The organism is Micromonospora sp. CPCC 205539, assembly GCF_036906815.1.
Classification (GTDB): domain Bacteria; phylum Actinomycetota; class Actinomycetes; order Mycobacteriales; family Micromonosporaceae; genus Micromonospora.
In genome coordinates this window covers 1-23862 of sequence record NZ_JBAKHW010000067.1, presented here as the reverse complement: position 1 = coordinate 23862, position 23862 = coordinate 1, and the positions used below count along the sequence as shown (strand labels likewise).

Below are 23862 nucleotides of genomic sequence, written 5' to 3'. Positions count from 1 at the left end.
GGGGCGAGGGGCAGGGGGCAAGGGGGCGGGGGGGCGAGGGGCAGGGGGCAAGAGGGGCAGGGGGCGAGGGGCAGGGGGCGAGGGGCAGGGCGCGAAGGCTGAGTGGGGGCGGGAGTCAGGCCAGCGGGCAGGGCGCCCGCCAGGCGTCCAGCGTCCGCTCCTTGCGGATCGACGCGAAGCCGTACCCGACGGTGGTGACGCAGAAGCCGTCGGTCGAGCCGGAGTATTCGACGTGGAACACCGGTTTGCCGGCGTCCGCGAACGGCAGCAGCTTGGCGCACTGTCTCAGGCGAACGCACTCCTCGTTGACCGCGAAGTCGAAGTCCGGTGCCAGCGCGGCGAGCTGTGGCACGTCGTTGACCAGCCCGGGGGAGAGATCCAGCGAACGGGCCAGCTCGGCCAGCCGGCGGTTGAACAGCAGTTGGTCATCGAAGGCCAGCGGAAAGCCGGAACGCTGCGCGTACCCGTCGGCGTCGGCCAGTGCCACCGCGCCGAACCCCTTGCCCCGGCAGAGCCGGAACCGATCGGCCAGCACCTGTCGCAGAGCGTCCCACCCCCGGACGTCCAGCCACCGGCTGCCGGGCCGTCGGCCGGCCGACCCCTGCACGGTCTGCGGGAACCGGGTGGCGTCCGGGTCGGCCGGGTCGACCGACCCGACGTACACCTGGCAGATCAGCCGCCGATCCCGCGCGCGCAGGTCGGCGGTCTGGGCGGTGGTGGTGGTCACCGGGTCGAGCAGGAAGACGTCGGCGTCGACCGTCGGGTCGAGTGGGCCCTCGATCTGCCACTGCCACTGCCAGTGGCGGGCCTGGTCGGCCGGCCACGGAGTGGGCGCGCCGGGCGAGGACAGCCCGGCCCGGCAGCCGTACGCCGGCACCACGAGGACGAGCGCGACGCCGGCCGACAGGATCCGGCGCAGCGGGCGTGCCCCCGCGCCTCGCCGTGACCGGATCCGCATCGGCAGCTCCCGGGTCCCGGGCGGCCCGTCGCCGCCCCCACCGGTACGCCGCCCCCGGCGCACCTCACCGGGTCAAACGAGCGCGGGCGTGTGGACGACGCGCGGTCAGCGCGGTGTCGCGAAGACCTGCGTCCAGTACGGCCCGTTGCTGCTGGCGATGCCGACGCCGATCTCGGTGAACGAGCAGTTCAGGATGTTGGCCCGGTGACCGGAGCTGTTCATCCAGGCGTCCATCACGGCGGTCGGGGTCTTCTGGTTCCACGCCACGTTCTCGCCATAGGAGCGCCAGGCGTAGCCGACCCGGTCCAACCGCACGCCGGAGTTGCTGCCGTCGCTCCCGGTGTGCGACATGTTCTGGTGGTCGGCTTGGTCCTGGCTGTGTCCCTGAGCCGCGGTCATCAGTTTGGTGTCGATGCTCAGCGCCTTGCAGCCAGCCTTCGCCCGCTCGGCGTTCACCAGATCCACGACCTCGCGGGCCTGCGCGCTGACGCCGGTGGCGGTGCTCGCCGCGTTGGCGCGCGGGGCGCTGCGCCGGGAGGCGGCGGTGGTACGCGACGGGGACGGGGTGGGCTTGACGATCTTGCTGGGCGTCGGGCTCGGCCGGGCCGGGCTGGGCGAGCCGGTCGGGGAGGGCGCGATGTCGCTGGGCTCTCCGGTCGGCACCGCCGGTGCGGCGGCGACGGTGTCGTCGACGGCGGTCGGCTCGCTGGCCGCGTCGTCTCCGCCGGGCATGGCGAGCGCGCCGACGCCGAGGCTCACCACGAGAGTGGCCGCCGCGGCGGCGCCGCCGATCAGCAACGGCCGGCGCCAGCGCCGGGGGGAGCGGTGTCGACCCTCGCCCGGCCGGCCCGAGCCGGCGGCAGCGGTGGTCTGTTCGCCGGGGGTCCATTCGTCGGCGGGTGCCTGCGCCGGGCCGCCGTCGCGCCAACCGTCGGTCGACTCGTGGGCGGCGTCGAGGGCAGCCCAGCGGTCGGCCGGCTCGTAGTGGGAGTCGTGTGTGGGCCAGTCGTGCGAGGGTTCGTTGCCGACCCTGCTCTCCGTCGGCTCGTCGCCGGCCCAGCGCTCGACCGGCCCGGTGGGGGTCGTCGGCTCGGGCTGCCAGCGGGCGGTGGGCTCCGTGCGGTGCCACTCGTCGCCGGGCTGGTCGGGGTCGTCGCCGAACAGGTAGGCCGAGCGAGGCTCCGGGCGGTCGCTCAGCCAGTCCGGCTCGTCGGTCGGCCGCTCGGCGCGCCGGAGGGCGCCATTCGGGTCCATCGGGTCGGTCCAGCCGTACACGGCTCTGCCTCCACGGGGTCGGTTGCGGGCCCGGCTGACGCTACGACCAGCCCGTGACCTGCGGCAACGTGGCTAAGGAAGAGTTAAGGGGAAGTCGGACGCCAGGGTGCGGACTTCCGGGGATTACGGCGTACAGTAAAGGCGTCCGGACAGAGAGTGTCCGTGCCTTGCGGCAGCCCCCAGCCAAGTGGACAGGTCGACGTAGAGATGATCTACGGCCTGCGAGAACTTGACGAAGAGGGGGTTTGCGGCTCAATATATAGGTGTCGCCAGTCGCGCCCGGTCATGCCCAGATACAGCTGGAATGACAGCCGCGTACAAATGGGCGCGCGTTGGCCGGCCTTTCCGGCAGCGCATATCAAGGAGTCAGCATGGCGAAGGCCCTCTACGGCCACGTAGGTGCAGCGCCCGACCGGCGTCTGCTCGACGAGGTCACCCGACTGCGTGCCAGGGTTCAGGCACTGGAGTTCGAGATCACGCGTCTGCGCGCCGACAATGATCGGCTCGCGGCGGCTGCGGCGGAGGCGGACGATCTGCTCCGTCTGGCCGAGCCGGCGCTGACCTGATCTCCGGGTCGGAAAACTGAATCGCACCACCGCAAAAATGCGCGCCGACACCTCTGTGCCGGCGCGCAACGCTGTCCGGCCCCTTTCGTGGCCGACGATTTATGATCTTGTTGTGGCCGGGTCGGAACCGCGTCGGCAGTTTCCGGAAACACGTCGGTCGAAAAGCCGATCATGAACGCCATTAGCCCTTCTCGCCACCATCGGAAGAACAGCACGAGCGGCCCGCGGCACCTCGTTCGACGCGAAGCGGGGCGGGTCGCGTGCCAGACCGCTCCCGCCACCGGGTTAGTCTGCGGGTTCACCCAGGTCCGCGCAGCCGGCGACGGTACGGCGGCCACCGGACGAGGATCGAGTAGGTGTATCTCAAGAGCCTGACGGTGCGGGGCTTCAAGTCCTTCGCCTCCGCCACGACGTTGAAGCTGGAGCCCGGGATCACCTGCGTGGTGGGCCCGAACGGCTCCGGCAAGTCCAACGTCGTCGACGCCATCGCCTGGGTGCTCGGCGAGCAGGGCGCCAAGGCGCTGCGTGGCGGCAAGATGGAGGACGTGATCTTCGCCGGCACGGCCGGCCGCGCGCCGCTGGGCCGCGCCGAGGTCACCCTCACCATCGACAACACCGACGGCGCGCTGCCGATCGAGTACACCGAGGTCTCCATCACCCGCCGGATGTTCCGCTCCGGCGAGAGCGAGTACGAGATCAACGGCAACTCCTGCCGGCTGCTCGACATCCAGGAGCTGCTCTCCGACTCCGGCATCGGCCGGGAGATGCACATCATCGTCGGCCAGGGCCGGCTCGACGGCATGCTGCACGCCAAGCCGGAGGACCGTCGGGCGTTCATCGAGGAGGCCGCCGGCGTCCTCAAGCACCGCAAGCGCAAGGAGAAGGCGCTCCGCAAGCTCGACGCGATGCAGACCAACCTCAACCGCCTCACCGACCTCACCGCCGAGCTGCGCCGGCAGCTCAAGCCGCTGGGTCGACAGGCGGAGGTCGCCCGGCGCGCCGCCGCCATCCAGGCCAACCTGCGCGACGCCCGACTACGGCTGCTCGCCGACGACCTGGCCACCCTGCGGACCACCCTCGACCGGGAGATCGCCGACGAGACCGCGCTGCGGGAGCGTCGCGAGCAGATCGAGGCCGAGCACGGCGAGGTACAGGGCCGGCTCGGCGAGCTGGAGGCCGCCCTGGCCGAGGACGCGCCGCTGCTCGCCGCCGCCCAGGACACGTGGTACAAGCTGTCCGCCCTGCAGGAGCGCTTCCGTTCGATCGAACAACTGGCCCTGGAACGGCTGCGGCACCTGAGCGCCAGCGGCGACGACGAGCGCACCGGCCGCGACCCGGACCAGCTCGAGGCCGAGGCGGAGCGCATCCGCGAGCAGGAGGAGGAGCTGCGCGCCGCGCTCACCGACGACCAGATCCGGCTGGCCGAGGCGGTGGAGCACCGCCAGGAGCTGGAACGGCAGCTCGCCGCCGCCGAGCGCGAGCTGGTCGCCGCCGCAAAGGCCATCGCCGACCGACGGGAGGGGCTGGCCCGGCTCACCGGCCAGGTCAACTCGGCCCGCGCCCGGACCACCAGCGCAGGTGAGGAGATCGAGCGGCTGGCCGTGGCGCACACCGACGCGTTGGGCCGCGCCGAGCTGGCGCAGGCCGACCTGGACGCGGTTGCCGCGCAGTCCACCGAGGCGGACCGGGACAACGCCGACCTGGACGCCCGGCACGCCGAGGCGGTCGCCGGGCAGGACCGGGTCCAGGCCACCGTCCGTTCGCTGACCGACGCCGAGCGGGCCGCCGAGAAGGACGCCGCCACCTGGAAGGCCCGTGAGGAGGCGCTCGCCCTGGGCCTGCGCCGAAAGGACGGCGCCGGCGCGCTGCTCGGCCGGGCCGGGGACGTCCCTGGCCTGCTCGGCAGCCTCGCCGGGCTGCTCACCGTCGCCCCGGGGCACGAGGCCGCCCTGGCCGCCGCGCTCGGCGGCCTCGCCGACGCGGTCGCCGTCACCGGAGTGGACGAGGCCGTCGAGGCGATGCGGCTGTTGAAGATCTCCGACGCAGGCCGGGCCGGCCTGCTCGTGGGCAGCCCTGCCGGCCCGGGGATGACCGGCTCCGCCGACGCACTGCGGCCGAAGCTGCCCGACGGCGGCCGCTGGGCGCCCGACCTGGTGGAGTGCGCCGTCGAGCTGCGGCCCGCGGTGCACCGGGCGCTGCGTGACGTGGTGCTCGTCGACGATCTGGCCGCCGCAGCCGAGCTGGTCGGCACCAACCCCGAGCTGCGGGCGGTGACCCCGGACGGCGATGTGGTCGGGGCGTACGCGGCGGCCGGCGGGTCGGCCAAGGCACCGAGCTACATCGAGGTGCAGGCCGCCGTCGAGGAGGCGCGTACCAACCGGCTCGCCGCCGAGCGCACCGGTGCCGAGCTGCGCGAGCAGCTCGTCGAGGCACGCGCCGAGGTGGCCGTCGCCAAGGAGGCCGTCCAGCACGCCGCCGCCGAGAAGCGCGAGGCGGAGAGCCACCGCAACGCCGCCGCCCGCCGGCTGGCCGAGCTGGGCGCGGCGGCCCGCTCGGCGAAGGCGGAGACCGACCGGCTGGGTGAGTCCCGGGCCCGCGCGGAGGCGGCCCGGGAGCGGGACCTCCTCGCACTCGCCGAGCTGGAGGAGCGGCTGCGGCTGGCCGAGGAGACGCCGGTCGACGCCGAGCCGTCCGCCGAGGAACGGGACCAGCTCGCGGCGATGGTGCCGCAGTCCCGGCAGAACGAGATGGAGGTCCGGCTCGCGGTGCGTACCGCCGAGGAGCGGGTCTCCTCGATCGCCGGCCGCGCCGACTCGCTGGCCCGGCAGGCCACCGCGGAGCGGGCCGCCCGGGAACGCGCTGCGGCCCGCCGCGCCGCCCGGACTCGGGGCGCGGGCATCGCCCGGGCCGTGGCCGGTGGCGCCCGGGAGGCGCTCGGCCGGCTCACCGTCTCGATCGCGGCGGCCGAGGAGCACCGCGACGCCGTCGCCCGGGAACGCGCCGCCCGCGAGGCCGAGCTCCAGGAGGTACGCGGGGCAGCCAAGCGGCTCGCCGCCGAGCTGGAGCGGCTGACCAGCCAGGTGCACCGCGACGAGGTGGCCCGCGCCGAGCAGCGGCTGCGCATCGAGCAGCTGGAGGCGAAGGCGGCCGAGGACTTCGGGCTGGACGTGGAGACGCTGGTCGCCGAGTACGGCCCCGCCCAGCCCGTGCCGCCCACCCAGGCCGACGTCGCGATGGCCGAACGCGATGGCCTGCCGGTGCCCGAACCGGTGCGCTACGAGCGACCGGTGCAGGAGAAGCGGGCCGCCAAGGCAGAACGTGAGCTGGCCCTGCTCGGCAAGGTCAACCCGCTCGCGCTGGAGGAGTTCGCCGCGCTGGAGGAGCGCTACAAGTTCCTCTCCGAGCAGTTGGAGGACCTGAAAGCCACCCGACGGGACCTGCTCACCGTCGTCAAGGACGTCGACGAGCGGATCCTGGAGGTCTTCGCCAGCGCATTCGAGGACACCGCCCGCGAGTTCGAGCAGGTGTTCACCGTGCTCTTCCCCGGCGGGGAGGGGCGGCTGATCCTCACCGAGCCGGACGACCTGCTCACCACCGGCGTCGAGGTCGAGGCCCGCCCGCCGGGCAAGAAGATCAAGCGGCTCTCCCTGCTCTCCGGTGGCGAGCGGTCGCTGACCGCGGTGGCCATGCTGGTGGCGATCTTCCGCGCCCGACCCAGCCCGTTCTACATCATGGACGAGGTCGAGGCGGCTCTGGACGACGTGAACCTGGGCCGGCTGATCACGTTGCTGGCACAGTTGCGGGAGAAGAGCCAGCTGATCGTCATCACGCACCAGAAGCGGACGATGGAGATCGCGGACGCGCTCTACGGGGTGACCATGCGCAGTGGGGTCACCCAGGTGATCAGTCAACGGCTCAACCGGGCCGACGGGGACGAGCAGCGGCAGGGCCGCGGCGAGGAGAACGGGTAGTGGCTCGGGAACGCGCGACGGCGCTCCTGCTGGATCTGGACGGCGTACTGCGTCGGTTCGACCCGGCGGTGGCCGCCGGCGTGGAGCGGGAGTACGGCCTCGGCGACGGGGTGCTCACCGAGATCGCCATGCAGTGGGGCCGACTCCAACCGGTGCTCACCGGGCAGCTCAGCCACGCGGACTGGGTGAGCAGTGTGGCCGACGCGCTGACCGAGCCGGCGGGTGGCCCGGAGCGGGCGCGGGCCGCGGTGGAGCAGTGGCAGCGCTATCGGGGCGAGGTCGACACCGAGGTGCTCGACGTCGTCCGGGAGGTCCGCGCCGCCGGCGTCAAGGTCGGGCTGGCCACCAACGCCACCGACCTGCTCGACGCCGACCTGGCCGCACTCGGCCTGGTCGGCGAGCTGGACGTGGTGGTCAACTCCTCGACGCTCGGGGTGCACAAGCCGGCCCCGGAATACTTCGCGGCGGCCTGCGCGGCGCTGGCCACCCCGCCGGCCCGGGTGCTGTTCGTCGACGACGAGGACTGGGCCGTGCGGGGCGCACGTTCCGCCGGGCTGTCGGCGCACCGGTGGGGCGGGCACGCCGACCTGCGCTACCTGCGGGCGGCACTCGCCTACTGAGGCCGGGTCACTCGCCGGTCGCGCCGTCGATCCGCTCCCGGATCAGGTCGGCGTGGCCGTTGTGCCGGGCGTACTCCTCGATCATGTGCACGTACACCCAGCGGACGTTCATCTCGTCGGCGCCGCCGTCGCGGCGGCGCCGCAGGAACGTGTCGTCCAGGGACAGCGCGGCCGCGGCCGCCCGGGCCGCCGCGACCTCGGCGGCGTACGTGGCGAAATCGGTCGCGGCGTCGGCGTCGGCGATGTCCTCCAGGTCGCCGTCGGGGCTCTCGTCGGTGCAGTAGAGGTCGTCCAACTGCTCACCGGCGGCGCGGACGCGGAACCACCAGCGCTCCACCATGGCCAGGTGTCGGACCAGTCCGAGCAGGGTGAGCCCGGAGGGCTCGACGCTCGGGATCTTCAACTGCTCGGCCGTGAGCCCCGCGCACTTGAGCAGCAGGGTGTCGCGGTGGTAGTTGAGCCAGCCCTCGAGCATGGTGCGCTCGTCGCCGACGTACGGTTCGGGGGTCCGGGTGATCTCCGGTGCGGTCCAGGTCATGCCGCGCATCCTGCCCGGCCCCCCGGACATCCCGCGACGGGTTATCAGGGCACCACGACGACCGGCCACCGGCCGGTGCGAACCAGGCGGGTGGCGACCGAGCCGACCAGGCGGTGTCCGGCCTGCTCGGAGGCGCCCACCACCACCATGTCCGCCTGGAACTCGTCGGCCGCACTGCACAGCTCGGCGTACGCGTCGCCGCGCCGGCACAGGAAGGTCAGCGGCACGCCCCACTCCTCGGCTGCGCGTCGACACTCCCGGCGCAGCTCGTCGGCCAACTCCTCGTGGGTCCGCTGGACCGCGCCGGCGTCCATGCCCGGCACCAGGGCGGTCAGCCCGCTCGCCGAGCTGACGAAGACGACCACCAGCGCGGCGCCCTGCCGGCGGGCCAGGCCGGCGGCGTACGAGCCGGCCCGCTCGGAGGTGCGGGTGCCGTCCACGCCGACCATCACCACCCGGGGGCCGTCCGTGCCGCGCTCAAACGGCAGCGGACGGGTCCTCGGGCCGTACTCCTCGCGATCCGGTGCTCCCACGCTCATGGCTGGTTACCTCACCTCTGCTCGCCGGTACGGACCACCGCGGCACCGGCGCCGGCCGCGAGGGTCGACTCCCGCTCGACCTCGTCGCCGACCGGGTCGCCGTTGTGCTGCCGCAGCGGCACCTCCTTGATGAAGCACACCGCGATCAGCGCGATCAGCGCGAACGGGGTGGCGGCCAGGAAGATGTCACCGGCGCCGTGGCCGTACGCGCCCTCGACCACGGCCCGCAGCGGGCCGGGCAGGGTGTGCACGTCGGGCAGGACGCCGCCACCCGAGCTGGGCACGGGGATGCCGAGGTGGGCGAGCCCTTCGGCGCTGTAGCTCTTGACCTTGTGGGCGAGCACCGCGCCGAGCGCGGCGACACCGATCGCGCCGCCCAGGCTGCGGAAAAACGCGACCACCGAGCTGGCCGCACCGATCTCGTGCGGGCCGACGGTGTTCTGCACGGCGAGGACCAGGTTCTGCATGGTCAGGCCGAGACCGACGCCGACCAGCGCCATGTAGACGCTGAGCAGGGTGAAGCTGGTGTCCGCGCGGATCGTGCCCATCAGCGCGAAGCCCACCGTGAGCAGCGCCGAGCCGCTCACCAGGAAGCGCTTCCAACGGCCGGTCTGGGTGATGATCCGCCCACCCACCGTGGAGGCGATCACCAGGCCGAGGATCATCGGCAGGGTCATCAGGCCGGACATGGTCGGGCTCTCGCCGCGGCTGATCTGGAAGTACTGGCCCAGGAAGATCGACGCACCGAACATGCCCACGCCGACTGCGATGCTGGCGACGACGGCCAGGCTGATGGTGCGGTTGCGGAACAGGCGCGGCGGGATCATCGGCTCGGCGGCCCGGCTCTCCACCCGGATCGCGAGCGCGCCGAGTGCCAGCGCGCCGAGCACCATGACGGCGGTCTCCCAGGAGACCCAGGCGAACTGGTCGCCGGCGAGCGAGACCCAGATCAGCAGCACCGAGACGGCCGCCGTGATCAGCGTGGCACCCCACCAGTCGATCTGCGCCTTCCGCTTCACCACGGGCAGGTGCAGGGTCTTCTGGAGCACGACCAGCGCGGCGATGGCGAACGGCACGCCGACGTAGAAGCACCAGCGCCAGCCGAGCCAGGAGGTGTCGACGATCACGCCACCGATCAGTGGGCCGCCGATGGTGCCGACGGCCATCACGGCGCCGAGGTAGCCGCTGTAGCGGCCCCGCTCACGCGGCGTGATCATGGTCGCCATGATCACCTGGGCCAGCGCGGTGAGCCCGCCGGCACCGATGCCCTGGAGCACCCGGCAGGCGATCAGCTCACTGGTGCCCTGTGCGGCACCGGCCAGCACCGAGCCCAGCACGTAGATCCCCAGGGCGATCTGGACGAGGGTCTTCTTGCTGGTCAGGTCGGCGAGCTTGCCCCAGATCGGGGTTGTCGCGGTGGTCGCGAGCAGGGCTGAGGTGACAACCCAGGTGTACGCGGACTGACCGCCGTGCAGTTCGGTGATGATCCGCGGCAGCGCGTTCGAGATGACCGTGGAGGAGAGGATCGCGACGAACAGGCCCAGCAGCAGACCGGAGAGTGCCTCCATGATCTGCCGGTGGGTCATGTTGACGGCGGTCGGCCTTGTGGGCGCTGTCGCCTGGGTCATCGTTGTTGCCTCCGGAAGGTGGAACGGCGGGGGCTTGTCGCGCACGGCCGCCTGAAGAGTTGCTTGGGGCAACCGTATGCCTGTGGTTGCCTCAAGCAACAACGTGGCGGACCAGTGGGACATTCCCCACGTTCCGGGTGAGGTCCAGCGGCCGGGTCAGGTCCAGCGGTCGTTGAACCGGGCGAGCAGTCGGGCGAACTCCTCGACGTCCCGGTCCGGCCAGCCGTCCAGGGCGCGCAGGAACTCCCCCAGCCGGGCGGCCCGGGCGACGTCGAACTTGCGCTGGCCCTCCTCGGTGAGGCTGATCTGCGCGGCCCGCCGGTCGCTGGGATCGGGGTCGCGGTTCACCAGGCCGAGCGATTCCAGGCCGTTGATCTGCCGGCTCAGCGTCCCCTTGCCCACACCGAGCCGAGTCGCGAGCTCGGTCAACCGGATCGAGCCGCTGCGCCGCAGCCAGAGCAGCAGCCCGTAGGTGTTCGGTTCGAGAGTCGGGTGCACCTCGCGGGCGATCTCCCAGGAGACCGCACGACCACGACGTAGCAGGGCGGTCAACTCGTGCTCGACCGTCCGAATCGGCTCCGGCAGGTGCTCGTCCACGGCGTAGAGACTACGGCCGGTCGGCTCCGTCGTCGCGGGAGAGGCGGCGGCGCATCACCGGGCGGAGGTGGCCGTCGCTCGTGGTGCCCTCGATGGTCACCTCGGCCGTACGGCCCCGGTGGGTCAGTGTGGCGACCGCGTTACCGAAGTACGGGCCGGCCAGCTTGCGCCAGCGCACCCCCGGACGGCGGACGCCCGCCGAGCGGGCCAGCGCCCGGGTGACCCCGGCCGGGCCGGGCGACCAGCCCATCCGCATCAGCGGGCGGATGGCCGCCGGCACCTGGTTGTGGATCGGCGAGCAGGTGAGCTGGTGCACCGGAGTGACCACCGCCGGGTCGAGGAACCGGGCCCGGGCGACGTACGAGTGGTGCACGTCCCCGGAGAGCACGCTGATCGACGCCGGCGGGGCGTACGCCGGACCGGCGCCGACCCGCGCGCCGGGCTCCGCCGGCGTGCCGGTGCCGATCCGGGCGAAGGTCGCCGCCATCGCCTCGAAGGAGCGCCGGAAGGCCGCCCAGTGCTCCAGGTCGAGCGCCCGGCGCAGCTTCTCCGCCCCGCGCGCCACCCAGGGTCGGCGTGAGTCGGCCAGCTTCTCGTTCCACGCCTCGAGGTTGTGGATGCCCTGCGGCAGCAGCCAGGGCAGCGAGGCCCCGACCACCAGGTGGTCGTAGATCCCGTGCGCCTGGTCGAGGAACCAGGCCCACTCGCCCGGCGGCAACATCGCCCGCTGACCGGGCTCCAGCACCCGACTGCACCGGTTGTCCAGCATCACCAGCCGGGTCCGGCCCAGGTCCAGCGAGTAGCTCCACTGGTACTGCACCGCACGCCAGCGCTCGGTGTCGTGTGCCAGGTCGGACTCCTGGTCGACCCGGTGCCCGAACTCGCGCAGCACGCCCGTGGCGTCCTCGGCGGCGGCGACCTTGGCGTAGACCGGGTCCGCGGCGACCTCGTCGGGGGAGAGGTTGCCCAGGTGTTGGTACACCCAGTACGAGGCGAGCCCGCTCCCGATCCGCTCGGCCCACCACGGCTGGTCACGGACCTCCGACCGCCAGGACGCCGACGTGTTCCAGTCGTCGATGATCTCGTGGTCGTCGAAGATCATCACGCTCGGCACCGTGGAGAGCAGCCAGCGGATCTCCGGATCCCGCCAGGACTCCAGGTAGAGCTTCGTGTACTCGTCGAAGCTCACCACCTGGTCGGCCGGGGCGCCCTTCGGCCGCCGCCGGCGCCGACGCAGCAGCCGGCGGACCGTCGGCGAGGTGTTGTCGGCGTACACCTGATCACCGAGCAGCACCAGCAGGTCGGGCAGCGCCGCCGCCTCCGGGTCGGCCATCAACCGCCGGGCGTACGCGTCCAGCGCGTCCGGTGGGAGCTTGCGGGTGGTGGCGTGCTGAGTCGTCTCCCGGCACGAGCCGAAGATCAGGTTGACCGGCTGATCCCGGTCGTCGGCGGCCCGGGTGCGGATCACGCTCGGCGGGAAGCCGTAGTTCGGGATCGGCCAGACCACCTCGTCGTCGGCCAGCACCTCGTAGGTGGTCGTGCTGTCCGGGGTGAGCCCCTCCACCACCACGAGCGCGTAGTGATGGTCGTACGCCGAGAAGGTGGGTGCGGTGCCGGTGGCGCCATCGGCGGTGCGGACGGTGATCACGGCGGGCGCCGCCGTCTCGACCCAGACGGTCGCCCGGGTGTCCACCACTCGGCGCAGGAGCGGGCCGATGAGGAGGTGTTCGGCGGGCATGTCGCCGAGCGTACCGCCGGTTCCTTGGGGCCGGCCGGGTGCGGTGGCTGGGACGCCGTCGTCGGCATCTGACAGGATTCCGGCATGGCGGAATATCTCGTCCTCGCTCTGGTCCTGCTCGGTGTGCTGATTGTCGGCGCAGTCGGGCTGGTCGTGCCACGGCTGCGCCGGCGGCCCGAGCCACCGCTGCCACGCACCGAGGTCGACACCCGGGCCGAGGAGGATCTGGCCGGCCCGCCGGTCGAGGCACCGGAGTCCGACCTGTCCACCGGTGTCCTGGTTGAGCCGCCGGTGATCGAGGCGCCGGCCGTGGAGGTGCCCGAGCCGACCGCCGGGCGGCTGGTCCGCCTCCGCTCCCGGCTGTCCCGCTCGCAGAACGTGTTCGGCAAGGGCCTGCTCGGCCTGCTCGCCCGCGACCACCTCGACGAGGACGCGTGGGAGGAGATCGAGGACAGCCTGATCACCGCCGACGTCGGCATCGACGCCACTCGCGAGATCGTCGACCGGCTGCGCGAGCGGACGCGGGTGCTGGGCACCCGGTCGGCCGGCGAGCTGCGGGCGCTGCTCGCCGCCGAGCTGGTCAACGCGCTCGACCCGAGCCTGGACCGTTCGCTGCGGACCACCCCGAAGGACGGCGCTCCGGCGGTCGTGCTGGTGGTCGGGGTCAACGGCGCCGGCAAGACCACCACCTGCGGCAAGATCGCCCGGGTGCTGGTGGCCGACGGCCGTACCGTGCTGCTCGGCGCGGCCGACACCTTCCGGGCCGCCGCCGCCGACCAGCTCGAGACCTGGGGGTCGCGGGTCGGCGCGGAGACCGTCCGTGGCCCGGAGGCCGCCGACCCGGCCAGCGTCGCGTTCGACGCGGTCAAGCGGGGCATCGACACCGGCGTGGACACCGTGCTCATCGACACCGCCGGCCGCCTGCAGAACAAGGTCGGCCTGATGGACGAGCTGGGCAAGGTCAAGCGGGTGGTGGAGAAACAGGGCCCGATCGATGAGACACTGCTCATCCTGGACGCCACGACAGGGCAGAACGGCCTGGAGCAAGCCCGGGTCTTCACCGAGGTGGTCAACGTGACCGGCGTGGTGCTCACCAAGCTCGACGGCACCGCGAAGGGTGGCATCGTGATCGCCGTACAGCGCAAGCTCGGCATTCCGGTAAAGCTGGTCGGCCTCGGCGAGGGCAAGGACGATCTGGCCCCGTTCGACCCGGCGCAGTTCGTCGACGCGTTGCTGGGCGGCGAGGCCACCGGACGGGACGCGTAGTCTCGGGTGAGCAGTGACGACCGCGCGTACGCGGGCTGGCGTGAGCCCAGCCATCCCTCGCAGCGCCTCGGGAGACCGTACGTGACTTCGCAGGAGATCCCGCTGCACGGTGGCAACGTGAGCACCGTGGTCCGGGTCGGTGACACGGTCCGCCGCAACGCCGGACCGTGGACCCCGTCCGTGCACGCCCTGCTGCGGCACCTGGAGTACGTCGGCTTCACCGGCGCGCCCCGGGCGCTCGGCATGGACGAGCGCAACCGGGAGGTGCTGTCGTACCTGGAGGGGGAGTGTGGGGAGTACCCGCTCGCCCCGCACTGGACGACCGACGAGGCGCTGGTCACCGTCGCCACCATGCTGCGGATGTTCCACGACGCCCAGTACGGCTTCACCCCGCCTCCGGGAGCGGTCTGGCGCTCGTTCGGGCCGCCGCCGCCGGACACCGAGGTCATCTGCCACCACGACGCCGCGCCGCACAACGTGATCTGGCGGCCGGACGGCACCCTCGGGCTGATCGACTTCGACCTCGCCTCACCCGGCGCGCGGATCTACGACGTGGCGTACGCGGCCTGGACCTGGGTGCCGATCTTCGCCGACCGGGACTCGATCACGCTGGGCTGGAAGAACCCGGACCGGCCGCGCCGGCTGCGGCTCTTCGCCGACGCGTACGGGCTGATCCCCCGGGACCGGCACCGGCTGATCCGGACCATCCGCAAGCGGGTCGTGGACCACGTCGAGGGGATTCGCCGGATGGCCGCCGCGGGTGAGCCGGCATTCGTCCGGATCGTGCACAAGGGGCACCTGCGCCGACCGATGCGCGACCTGCGGCTGCTCGACTACGAGCGGCACGCGTTGGAGAACGCCCTGCGCTGACCCGTCCGGTCGATGTGTGCGACCGCTCAGCCATCGACGTACGCCATCCGGGTGATCCACCACCGTCCATGCCGCCTACTGTGCGGTCTTCGTGACACGTACGAAACAACCCGTCACGAAACGGAAACCCGCACGGGACCCTAGGTGAAACAGCCGGCCGCGAAGCTTCCGCGCAACCGGCCTACGGGCGACGCTGCCCCGGAAAGCCGCGAAGGAGGAAATTCACCTTTAGGAGGCCAGCGTGCCTGAAGCACCGACGATCGACGGCGCCAATACCACGTGGCTGCTGGTTTCGACCGCGCTCGTGCTGCTCATGACCCCGGGACTGGCGCTGTTCTACGGCGGGCTCAACCGGGCCAAGGGCGTACTCAACATGATGATGATGAGCTTCTCCGCCATCGGGCTCATCTCTGTTCTGTGGTGGTTCTACGGCTTCAGCGTCGCCTTCGGGGCCGACAAGAACGGTCTCTTGGGCGACCCGAGCACGTACCTCGGCACCAAGACCTTCCTCGCCGAGACCGACCTGTGGGGTGCCACGGCGGAGAACCCCAGCGGCATCGGGATTCCGCTCTACGTGTTCATGGCTTTCCAGATGGTCTTCGCGGTGATCACCGTCGCGCTGATCAGCGGTGCCATCGCCGACCGGGCCAAGTTCGCCGGCTGGCTGTTGTTCGCCTTCGGCTGGGCCACCCTGGTCTACTTCCCGGTCGCCCACTGGGTGTGGGGCGGCGGGTTCATCGGCGCCGGTGCCGAGGGGTGGCACATCCACGCGTTGGACTTCGCCGGTGGCACCGCGGTGCACATCAACGCCGGTGCGGCGGCCCTGGCCGTGGTCCTGGTGCTCGGCAAGCGGCTCGGCTGGCCGCGCGAAGGCATGAAGCCGCACAACATCCCGCTGGTCGCGCTCGGTGCGGGTCTGCTGTGGTTCGGGTGGTTCGGGTTCAACGCCGGCTCGGAGCTGACTGTCGACTCGGTCGCCGGGCTCGCGTTCATCAACACCCAGCTCGCCACGGCGGCCGCGGTGCTCGGCTGGATCGCGGTCGAGTGGATCAAGGACCGGAAGCCGACCATGGTCGGTGCCTCGTCCGGCGCCATCGCCGGCCTGGTCGCCATCACCCCGGCCTGCGGCTTCATCGCCCCGTGGGCGGCAGTCCTGCTCGGCATCGTGGCCGGCATCGTCTGCGCGCTCGCCGTCAGCCTCAAGTACAAGCTCGGCTACGACGACTCCCTCGACGTGGTCGGTGTGCACTTCGTCGGCGGTTGGATCGGCTCGCTCTGGCTGGGCCTGTTCGCCACCAACTCGGTCAACGCCGCGATCACCGACGTGGTCGGCGGCTCGGACGGCCTCTTCTACGGTGGCGGCCTGACCCAGTTGGGCCGCCAGGCGCTCGCCGGCCTGATCGTGACCGTCTGGTCGTTCGGCGTCGCCTGGGTGCTCGCCTTCGTCATCGAGAAGACGATCGGCTTCCGCGTGAAGGGTGAGGCCGAGGTCGAGGGCATCGACATCGCCGAGCACGCCGAGAGCAGCTACGACCTGTCTCCGGCGGGTGGCGGCACGGGCGGCGCGTTCGCGATGGCGGGTATCGGCACCCCCGCTGCCGGCGCGACGAGCGGTACGGCTCCCGTCGAGCCGGTCAGCGCGAAGGTCTCCGGTTAACGTTCCTGAGATGGAGGGGTTGGACATGAAGCTGGTGACCGCGGTCATCAAGCCCTACCAACTGGACGCGGTGAAGGAGGCCCTGCACGCCCTCGGGGTGGCCGGGTTGACCGTCAGCGAGGTCCAGGGGTACGGGCGGCAGAAGGGGCACACCGAGGTCTACCGGGGTGCCGAGTACACGGTCGAGTTCCTGCCCAAGATCCGGGTCGAGGTGCTCACCGACGAGATCGATGTGGAAAAGATCGTGGACGCCATCGTCGGTGCCGCCCGCACGGGCAAGATCGGCGACGGCAAGGTCTGGGTCACCGGTGTCGAGGAGGTCGTCCGGGTGCGTACCGGCGAGCGCGGCCTCGACGCCCTCTGACCAGGGCCACGACCGACATGACCTCGTTGATCAAGGGGAACGCGTCCGCGAGCGCCGGGAACGGCGACGCGGCTCCCTTGATCAACGAGGTCGTCGGCGTACCCGGGGGGATCGGCGAGCCGGCCCGACTGGCCCGGGCGGCGGCGTACGACGACTTCCTCCGCGGTCTGCTGCCGGAGCGCGAGGGCGTGGCGCTGCTCGCCGTCGGTGGGCTGGGCCGGCGGCAGTGTGCCCCGTACGGCGACCTCGACCTGGTGCTGCTGCACGCCGGGGTGCCCGGCATGGACGAGCTGGCCGCCTCGGTCTGGTACCCGATCTGGGACGCCGGCCTGCGGCTCGACCACTCGGTGCGCACCGTCGCCGAGGCGCTCTCGGTGGCACAGGACGACGTCAAGGTCGCACTCGGGCTGCTCGACGCCCGGCTGGTTGCCGGCGACCGGGCGTTGGCCGACGCGCTGATCCGCACCGCCGCCGACCACTGGCGGCGCACCGCCGTCCGCCAGATGCCCGGCCTGCGGGAGGTCACCGCCGCCCGTTGGCAGGCCCACGGCGAGCTGGCCTTCCTGCTCGAGGGTGACCTCAAGGAGGCCGCCGGCGGGCTGCGGGACGTGGGGCTGCTGCGGGCGATCTCCGCCGCCGGGATCACCGACGCGCTGCGCCCCGCCGTCCGCGCCGCCCACCTGCGTCTGCTCGACACCCGGGACGCCCTGCACCAGCAGGTCGGGCGCCGGGTCGACCGGCTGGTCGCCCAGGAACGCGACGGAGTGGCCCGGCTGCTCGGGCAGGAGGACAGCGACGCGCTCATGCGACGGGTCGCCGGCGACGCACGGACGGTCAGTCACGCCCTGGACGACGCCTTCCGAGCCGCCGACCGGCTGCGCTCCGGCCGCTCCCGAGGGGCGGGCGGCCGTCCGCCGCGTCGCCCGGTGGCCCGTGACGTGGTCGAGCACGACGGCGAGCTGGTGCTCGCCCGGACGGCGATCGGCGCCCGTCCCGACCCGAGCCTGTCACTGCGGATTGCCGCCGCCGCGGCGGCCACCCGGCTGCCGATCGCCCGCGCCACCTGCGAGTGGCTGGCGGCGTACTGCCCGCCGTTGCCCGCGCCCTGGCCGCCCGAGGCCCGGGCCGCGCTGACCACCCTGCTCGGCGCCGGCGCCGGCCTGGTGCCGGCCTGGGAGACCTGTGACCGGTACGGGCTGGTCGACGGCTGGCTGCCCGAGTGGACCCGGCTGCGCAGCCTGCCCCAGCACAATCCGGTGCACCGGTACACCCTGGATCGGCACCTGGTGCAGACCGCCCACGAGGCCAGCCGGCACGCCCGCGAGGTGGACCGCCCGGATCTGCTGCTGCTCGGTGCCCTGCTGCACGACATCGGCAAGGGACTGCCCGGTGACCACAGCACGGTCGGTGTGCCGCTGGCCGAGGCGGTGGCGACCCGGATCGGCCTGCCCGCCGCCGAGGCCGAGCTGATCGGCACGCTGGTCCGGCTGCACCTGCTCCTGCCCGACGTGGCCACCCGCCGGGACCTGTCCGACCCGGTCACCATCGCCTCGGTCGCCGAGGCGGTCGGCGACACCGGCACGCTCGACCTGCTGCACGCGCTGGTCCTTGCGGACGCGGCGGCAACCGGGCCGGCGGCCTGGTCGGACTGGAAGGGCCGGCTGGTCGCCGAGCTGGTCGCCCGCGTCCGCACCGCACTGGACACCGGCGTACTGCCCGAACCGCCGGCCCCGGACCCGGCACTGCTGGCCGGCCCGCTGCCGGTCGTACACCTGACCGGAGACCGGGTGGCGGTGGCCGCGGCGGACCGGCGGGGCCTGCTCGCCACGGTGGCCGGCTGCCTGGCCCTGCACCGCCTGGAAGTGATCTCCGCGGACGCCTCCGCGGTCGACGGCCGCGCCCTGGTCGAGTGCCGGGTCCAGCCCCGCTACGGCCTACCGCCGGACCCGGTCCCGCTCCGGGCCGACCTGCGCCGGGCGGTCGGCGGCGACGTGTCGGTCACCCAGCGCCTCCGCGGCCGGGCGCTCGCCGCCCGGGGCGCCGGGGCGGCTCCCCGGGTGGTCTGGCACCGCGAGGCGGCCACCGACGCGGTGCTGCTGGAACTGCGCGCCGCCGACGCCGCCGGCCTGCTCTACCGGGTCACCTGCGCCCTGGACGAGGCGGGCGCCCTGGTCCGCGCGGCCCGCATCTCCACCCTCGGTGCCGACGTGGTCGACGCCTTCTACCTGGTCGGTGGCTGGCCGGACGACGCCACCCGGGCCCGCCTGGAGGCCGCGGTCCTCGCCGCCGTCTGACCCGGCAGGACGCAGGGGGTACGTCCGGGGGCGTAGGTGCGGTGCCGCCCGCGGACGCACGACGGCCGGGGCGGGCGCGGGCAGAATGACGACCATGCGATGGAGCGGCCGGCGACGGCAGGAGACGGCCACGGACGCCGTGCTCGCGCTGGCGCTGCTCGGGTTCGGGCTGCTCGCCACCACCCTGGCCGGGGACAACCAGCCGGGTTCGAGACCGGTGGACGCCACCTGTCGGGCGCTCGTCGCGGTCGCCGCGTTGGCGTTGGTGGGCCGGCGGCTGGTGCCGGTGACGACGCTCGGCGTGGCCACCGTGGCCACCTCGACGTACCTGGTGCTCGGCTACCCGTACGGCCCGATCCTGGTCGCCTTCCTGATCGCCGTCTACACGGTGGCGGTGCGGCTGGCGGTCCGGCCGGCGGCGGTGGCCACCGGGTGCGCGTTCGTCGGGCTGTCGGTGCACATCTTCTGGTCCCGTGGCCCCGCGCCCGGGTGGGAAGGAGTGCTGCCCGCGTCGGCCTGGGTGGTCGTACCGTTCGCCCTGGGGGTGGCCGTGCGGTCCACCCGGGAGACCACGACCCGCAGCCGCGCCGAGCAGGCCCGGCGACAGGTCGACGAGGAGCGGCTGCGCATCGCGCAGGAGGTGCACGACGTGGTGGGACATGGGCTGGCCGCGATCAACATGCAGGCGGAGATCGCCCTGCACCTGCTGCCGAAACGGCCTGAGCAGGCGGAGACCGCGTTGACCGCGATCAGCCGGACCAGCCGCGAGGCGCTGGACGAGCTGCGGGTCACCCTGGGTGCCGTGCGGCAGGGCGCGGAACGGGGGCCGGTGCCCGGCCTGGCCCGGCTCCCCGCGCTGCGCGACCGGCTCGCCGGGGCCGGTCTCGCCGTCGAGCTGCGGGTGCTCGGTGCTCGCCGGGAGCTGCCGGCGGCGGTGGATCTGGCCGCGTACCGGGTGGTGCAGGAGGCGTTGACCAACGTGTTGCGGCACGCCGGGGTGGCCAGTGCCGAGGTGACCGTCGACCACCGCGCCGACGAGCTGGTCGTCGAGGTCGCCGACCGGGGGAGTGGCACCGTCGGCGACGGGACGGCCGGGCACGGCCTGGCCGGGATGCGCGAGCGGGTCGCCGCGCTGGGCGGGGAGCTGACCACCGGGCCCCGCCCCGGCGGCGGCTTCCGGGTGTCCGCCCGGCTGCCGATGGGGCCTACCGCGTGATCCGGGTGCTGATCGCCGACGACCAGGATCTGGTCCGGCTCGGGCTGCGCACGCTGGTGGAGAGCGAGGAGGACCTGGCGCTGGCCGGGGAGGCGTCCGACGGGCTGCGGGCGGTGGAGCTGGCTCGTCGGGAACGGCCGGACGTGGTGCTGATGGACATCCGGATGCCTGGCATCGACGGGATCGAGGCCACCCGGCGGATCGTCGCCGACCCAGACCTGGCCGGTACCCGGGTGGTGGTGCTGACGACCTTCGAGCTGGACGAGTACGTGTTCGACGCGCTGCGGCACGGCGCCAGCGGGTTCCTCACCAAGGACACCCGGCCGGCCGAGCTGCTGCGGGCGATCCGGCTGGTCGCCGAGGGGGAGGCGCTGCTGTCGCCGTCGGTGACCCGGCGGGTGGTGCGGGAGTTCGCCACCCGGCCGTCCCGGGTGCCCCGGCCGCACCCCCGGCTGGACGCGCTCACCGACCGGGAGCGCGAGGTGGTCGGGTTGGTCGGTGAAGGGCTCAACAACGACGAGATCGCCGCACGCCTGGTGGTCAGTCCGGCGACCGCGCGTACCCATGTCAGCCGGGCGATGGGCAAGCTGGGCGCCCGGGACCGGGCCCAGCTGGTCGTCTTCGCGTACCAGTCGGGGTTGGTTTCCGGTTGACGGCGTGGCACGGCCGGGGTGGCCGGGAGTCGGGCCGGGCCGGCCGACAGCGGCCGTGCGGCCGGCCCGCTACCCTAGCGGTGGTCGGACTCCGCACTGCCGACCACGTTGTGCCCGCCGGAACACTGACAAACGGGATGTTCGCGTGTTTGACACCTTGAGTGACCGCCTATCCGGGATCTTCACCAAGCTCCGCGGCAAGGGGCGGCTCACCGACGCCGACATCGATGCCACCGCGCGTGAGATCCGCCTCGCGCTGCTGGAGGCGGACGTCGCGCTGCCGGTGGTCAAGGGCTTCATCGCGAACGTCAAGGAGCGGGCGCGCAGCTCCGAGGTCTCCGAGGCACTGAACCCGGCCCAGCAGATCATCAAGATCGTCAACGAAGAGCTGATCACCGTGCTCGGCGGCGAGGGTCGGCGGCTCCAGTTCGCCAAGCAGCCGCCGACGGTGATCATGCTGGCCGGTCTCCAGGGTTCCGGTAAGACCACCCTGGCCGGCAAGCTGGCCCGCTGGCTCAAGGGCCAGGGCCACCAGCCGCTGCTGGTGGCCGCCGACCTCCAGCGCCCCAACGCCGTCGGGCAGCTCCAGGTGCTCGGTGGTCGGGCCGGTGTCGAGGTGTACGCCCCGGAGCCCGGCAACGGCACCGGTGACCCGGTGCAGGTGGCCCGCGCCTCGATCGAGCACGCGAAGCGGGCTGCCCGGGACATCGTCATCGTCGACACCGCCGGCCGACTCGGCATCGACGCCGAGATGATGCAGCAGGCCGCCGACATCCGCGACGCGGTCCAGCCGGACGAGGTCATCTTCGTCATCGACGCGATGGTCGGTCAGGACGCGGTGCGTACCGCCGAGGCGTTCCGCGACGGCGTCGGCATCACCGGCGTGGTGCTCTCCAAGCTCGACGGTGACGCCCGTGGTGGCGCCGCACTGTCGGTGCGCGAGGTGACCGGGCAGCCGATCCTGTTCGCCTCCACCGGCGAAAAGTTGGAGGACTTCGACGTCTTCCACCCCGACCGGATGGCCAGCCGGATCCTCGGCATGGGCGACGTCCTCACTCTGATCGAGCAGGCCGAGCAGGCCTTCGACGCCGATCAGAAAGAGAAGATGACCGCCAAGCTGATGGGCGGTGAGCAGTTCACTCTGGAGGACTTCCTCGACCAGCTCATCGCGGTGCGGCGGATGGGGCCGATCGCCAACGTGCTGGCCATGATGCCCGGCATGGGGCAGATGAAGGATCAGCTCGCCGACCTCGACGACAGTCACTTCGACCGGGTCACCGCGATCATCCGGTCGATGACCCCCGGCGAGCGGACCAACCCGAAGATCATCAACGGCTCCCGCCGGGCGCGCATCGCCAACGGCTCCGGGGTGACCGTCATGGACGTCAACCAGCTGCTCAACCGCTTCACCGACGCGCAGAAGATGATGAAGCAGATGGGCGGCATGATGGGCCTGCCCGGCGGCGGTCGGCGCAAGGCGACCAAGAGCCCCAAGAACAAGCGCAAGGGCACCAAGGGTGGCGGTCGTCCGCGTACCGGTGCGGGCACCGGCCTGCCGGGCGGCTTCCCGGGCGGCATGCCGCAGCTCCCGCCGGGCATGGACCCCAACGACCTGTCGGGCGGCCAGGGCCTGCCGCCGGGCTTCAAGCTCCCGAAGATCGACTTCAACAAGCTCGGCAAGGGTGGTGGCGACAACCGCCCCCGCTGAGTACGAGCAGGTCGCGCACACCGAGGACCTGTTCGTCGCCGAGCAGCCGTGGAAGGTCTCCGTGGACCTACCGGCCCTGACTACTCGGAAGAACGACCTGCTCGCCCCCGAGGGGGAGTGATCGGGTAGGACTGTGCGCATGGCCCTTCATGTGCGCGGTGTGCTGCTCCCCGACGACGAGGTTCGGGATCTCTGGCTGGTCGGCGACCGGGTGACCTTCAGCCCGGTGCCGGGGGCGGAGACGGTCGTCGACGGAGGCTTCGTCCTGCCGGGCCTGGTCGACGCGCACTGCCACCTCGGCATCGCCCGTGGCGGGGCCCCGATCACCTCCCTCGACCAGGCCCGCGAACTGGCCCGGGTCGACCGGGACGCCGGGGTGCTGGCGATCCGCGACGCCGGCTCGCCGTTCCCGTACCCCGAGTTGGACGACGAGCCGGACCTGCCGCGACTGGCCCGCGCCGGTCGACACGTCGCACCGCCGAAGCGCTACCTGCGCGACATCGGCGTGGAGGTCGGCGCGGCCGAGGTGTCCACGACGGTGACCGCGCAGGCGCGGGCCGGCAACGGCTGGGTCAAGCTCGTCGGCGACTGGATCGACCGTGGCGTGGGCGACCTGGCGCCGGCCTGGGACGCGGACACCCTCACCGCGGCCGTCCAGGCCGCGCACGCCGCCGGGGTACGCGCCGCCGTGCACACCTTCTCCGAGTCCGCCGTGGAGATCATGGTGCGGGCCGGGGTGGACTCGGTGGAGCACGGCACCGGGCTGAGCCTCGAACTGATCGACGAGATGGCCCGCCAAGGCACGGCACTGGTGCCCACAATGATCAACATCGCGACCTTCGGCGGCATCGCCGAGCAGGCGCGCGCCAAGTTCCCCGGGTACGCCGAGCACATGCTCGCGCTGCGGGACGGCTTCCCCGAGGTGGTGCGGGCCGCGTACGAGGCGGGCGTGCCGATCTACGTGGGCACCGACGCGGGCGGCGGCATCGACCACGGGCTGGCCGCCGAGGAGATGCTGCTGCTGCACGAACGGGCCGGCATGGCACCTCTCGACGTGCTCGCCGCCGCGTCATGGGGTGCCCGGAGCTGGCTCGGCTTCCCCGGCCTGGTCGAGGGCGGCCTGGCCGATCTGGTCGTCTACCCCGAAGACCCCCGCCAGGACCTGCGCGTGGTCCGCGCCCCCTCCCGCACGATCCTGCGCGGTCGCGTCCTCCGCTGACCGGCGTCGCCGCGGCGTCCTGGGCACCCCTGCGCCGCGTTGATCTAGGGAATTTGGCTGCTTGTCGATCTCCTGCGACAGCGATTTCCCCTAGATCGACGCGGCGCGTGCGGGCGCGGCGCGTGCGGGCGCGGCGCGTGCGGGGGCGACGCGTGCGGGCGCGGCGCGTGCGGGCGCGGCGCGTG

The 23862-nt window shown here is 72.7% G+C and carries 20 protein-coding genes; 13 read left to right on the top strand and 7 right to left on the bottom strand.

Annotated features, from left to right (window positions below; translation table 11 throughout):
* Positions 1-115: 115 nt before the first annotated feature.
* Positions 116-958, bottom strand: coding sequence for an endo alpha-1,4 polygalactosaminidase (locus V6V47_RS31345; RefSeq protein ID WP_334632158.1), 843 nt, complete (start codon positions 956-958; stop codon positions 116-118).
* Positions 959-1063: 105 nt separating this feature from the next.
* Entirely contained in the window at positions 1064-2233 is a 1170-nt protein-coding gene (locus tag V6V47_RS31340; RefSeq protein ID WP_334632157.1) for a CAP domain-containing protein, read from the bottom strand.
* Between the two features lie 371 nt (positions 2234-2604).
* Between V6V47_RS31340 and V6V47_RS31335 the strand changes: the two genes are divergently transcribed.
* The 3 genes from V6V47_RS31335 (at position 2605) to V6V47_RS31325 (ending at position 7390) form a co-directional block, all read left to right on the top strand.
* Entirely contained in the window at positions 2605-2799 is a 195-nt protein-coding gene (locus V6V47_RS31335; RefSeq protein ID WP_007456482.1) for a hypothetical protein, read from the top strand.
* Positions 2800-3155: 356 nt separating this feature from the next.
* Positions 3156-6770 carry a chromosome segregation protein SMC gene (gene smc / locus V6V47_RS31330; RefSeq protein WP_334632156.1) on the top strand — a complete coding sequence of 1205 codons (3615 nt, stop codon included), beginning with the start codon at positions 3156-3158 and terminating at the stop codon, positions 6768-6770.
* Positions 6770-7390, top strand: a complete 621-nt coding sequence (locus V6V47_RS31325; RefSeq protein ID WP_334632155.1) for an HAD family hydrolase — start codon at positions 6770-6772, stop codon at positions 7388-7390. The genes smc and V6V47_RS31325 overlap by 1 nt, the downstream gene beginning before the upstream one ends.
* A 7-nt stretch (positions 7391-7397) precedes the next feature.
* On the opposite strand, the gene V6V47_RS31320 is transcribed toward V6V47_RS31325, so the two are convergent.
* From V6V47_RS31320 to V6V47_RS31300, 5 genes are all read right to left on the bottom strand, one after another.
* A complete protein-coding gene (locus V6V47_RS31320; RefSeq protein WP_334632153.1) occupies positions 7398-7928 on the bottom strand; it encodes a DinB family protein in 531 nt (176 codons plus the stop codon).
* Between the two features lie 44 nt (positions 7929-7972).
* Complete coding sequence (locus V6V47_RS31315) at positions 7973-8467, bottom strand: universal stress protein (protein ID WP_334632151.1); 495 nt, start codon at positions 8465-8467, stop codon at positions 7973-7975.
* Positions 8468-8478: 11 nt separating this feature from the next.
* Positions 8479-10095: an MDR family MFS transporter gene (locus V6V47_RS31310; protein ID WP_334632150.1), complete on the bottom strand. Its 1617-nt coding sequence runs from the start codon at positions 10093-10095 to the stop codon at positions 8479-8481.
* A gap of 156 nt (positions 10096-10251) precedes the next feature.
* Positions 10252-10692 (bottom strand): MarR family winged helix-turn-helix transcriptional regulator, encoded by a 441-nt coding sequence (locus tag V6V47_RS31305; RefSeq protein WP_334632148.1) that lies wholly within the window; start codon positions 10690-10692, stop codon positions 10252-10254.
* A gap of 10 nt (positions 10693-10702) precedes the next feature.
* Complete coding sequence (locus V6V47_RS31300) at positions 10703-12430, bottom strand: alkaline phosphatase D family protein (protein ID WP_334632147.1); 1728 nt, start codon at positions 12428-12430, stop codon at positions 10703-10705.
* An 84-nt stretch (positions 12431-12514) separates the two neighbouring features.
* On the opposite strand from V6V47_RS31300, the gene ftsY reads away from it, so the two are divergent.
* From ftsY to V6V47_RS31250, 10 genes are all read left to right on the top strand, one after another.
* On the top strand, positions 12515-13696 hold the full coding sequence (gene ftsY, locus V6V47_RS31295) for a signal recognition particle-docking protein FtsY (RefSeq protein ID WP_334632146.1): 1182 nt from the start codon (positions 12515-12517) through the stop codon (positions 13694-13696).
* Between the two features lie 6 nt (positions 13697-13702).
* Positions 13703-14566 (top strand): aminoglycoside phosphotransferase family protein, encoded by an 864-nt coding sequence (locus tag V6V47_RS31290; protein ID WP_334632145.1) that lies wholly within the window; start codon positions 13703-13705, stop codon positions 14564-14566.
* Positions 14567-14807: 241 nt separating this feature from the next.
* Positions 14808-16223 carry an ammonium transporter gene (locus V6V47_RS31285; RefSeq protein ID WP_334632143.1) on the top strand — a complete coding sequence of 472 codons (1416 nt, stop codon included), beginning with the start codon at positions 14808-14810 and terminating at the stop codon, positions 16221-16223.
* Between the two features lie 25 nt (positions 16224-16248).
* Positions 16249-16587, top strand: a complete 339-nt coding sequence (locus V6V47_RS31280; protein WP_007456507.1) for a P-II family nitrogen regulator — start codon at positions 16249-16251, stop codon at positions 16585-16587.
* Positions 16588-16604: 17 nt separating this feature from the next.
* Positions 16605-18881, top strand: coding sequence for a [protein-PII] uridylyltransferase (locus V6V47_RS31275; RefSeq protein ID WP_334632142.1), 2277 nt, complete (start codon positions 16605-16607; stop codon positions 18879-18881).
* Positions 18882-18975: 94 nt separating this feature from the next.
* The gene (locus V6V47_RS31270) at positions 18976-20097 is read left to right on the top strand and encodes a sensor histidine kinase (protein WP_334632141.1); all 1122 of its coding nucleotides are present in this window, start codon (positions 18976-18978) and stop codon (positions 20095-20097) included.
* Positions 20094-20750: a response regulator transcription factor gene (locus V6V47_RS31265; protein WP_334632140.1), complete on the top strand. Its 657-nt coding sequence runs from the start codon at positions 20094-20096 to the stop codon at positions 20748-20750. Before V6V47_RS31270 ends, V6V47_RS31265 begins: the two co-directional genes overlap by 4 nt.
* A 145-nt stretch (positions 20751-20895) precedes the next feature.
* Complete coding sequence (gene ffh / locus V6V47_RS31260; RefSeq protein ID WP_334632139.1) at positions 20896-22458, top strand: signal recognition particle protein; 1563 nt, start codon at positions 20896-20898, stop codon at positions 22456-22458.
* The gene (locus V6V47_RS31255; RefSeq protein WP_334632138.1) at positions 22433-22579 is read left to right on the top strand and encodes a hypothetical protein; all 147 of its coding nucleotides are present in this window, start codon (positions 22433-22435) and stop codon (positions 22577-22579) included. Before ffh ends, V6V47_RS31255 begins: the two co-directional genes overlap by 26 nt.
* Positions 22580-22597: 18 nt before the next feature.
* Entirely contained in the window at positions 22598-23677 is a 1080-nt protein-coding gene (locus tag V6V47_RS31250; protein ID WP_334632136.1) for an amidohydrolase family protein, read from the top strand.
* The last annotated feature ends 185 nt before the right edge of the window (positions 23678-23862 follow it).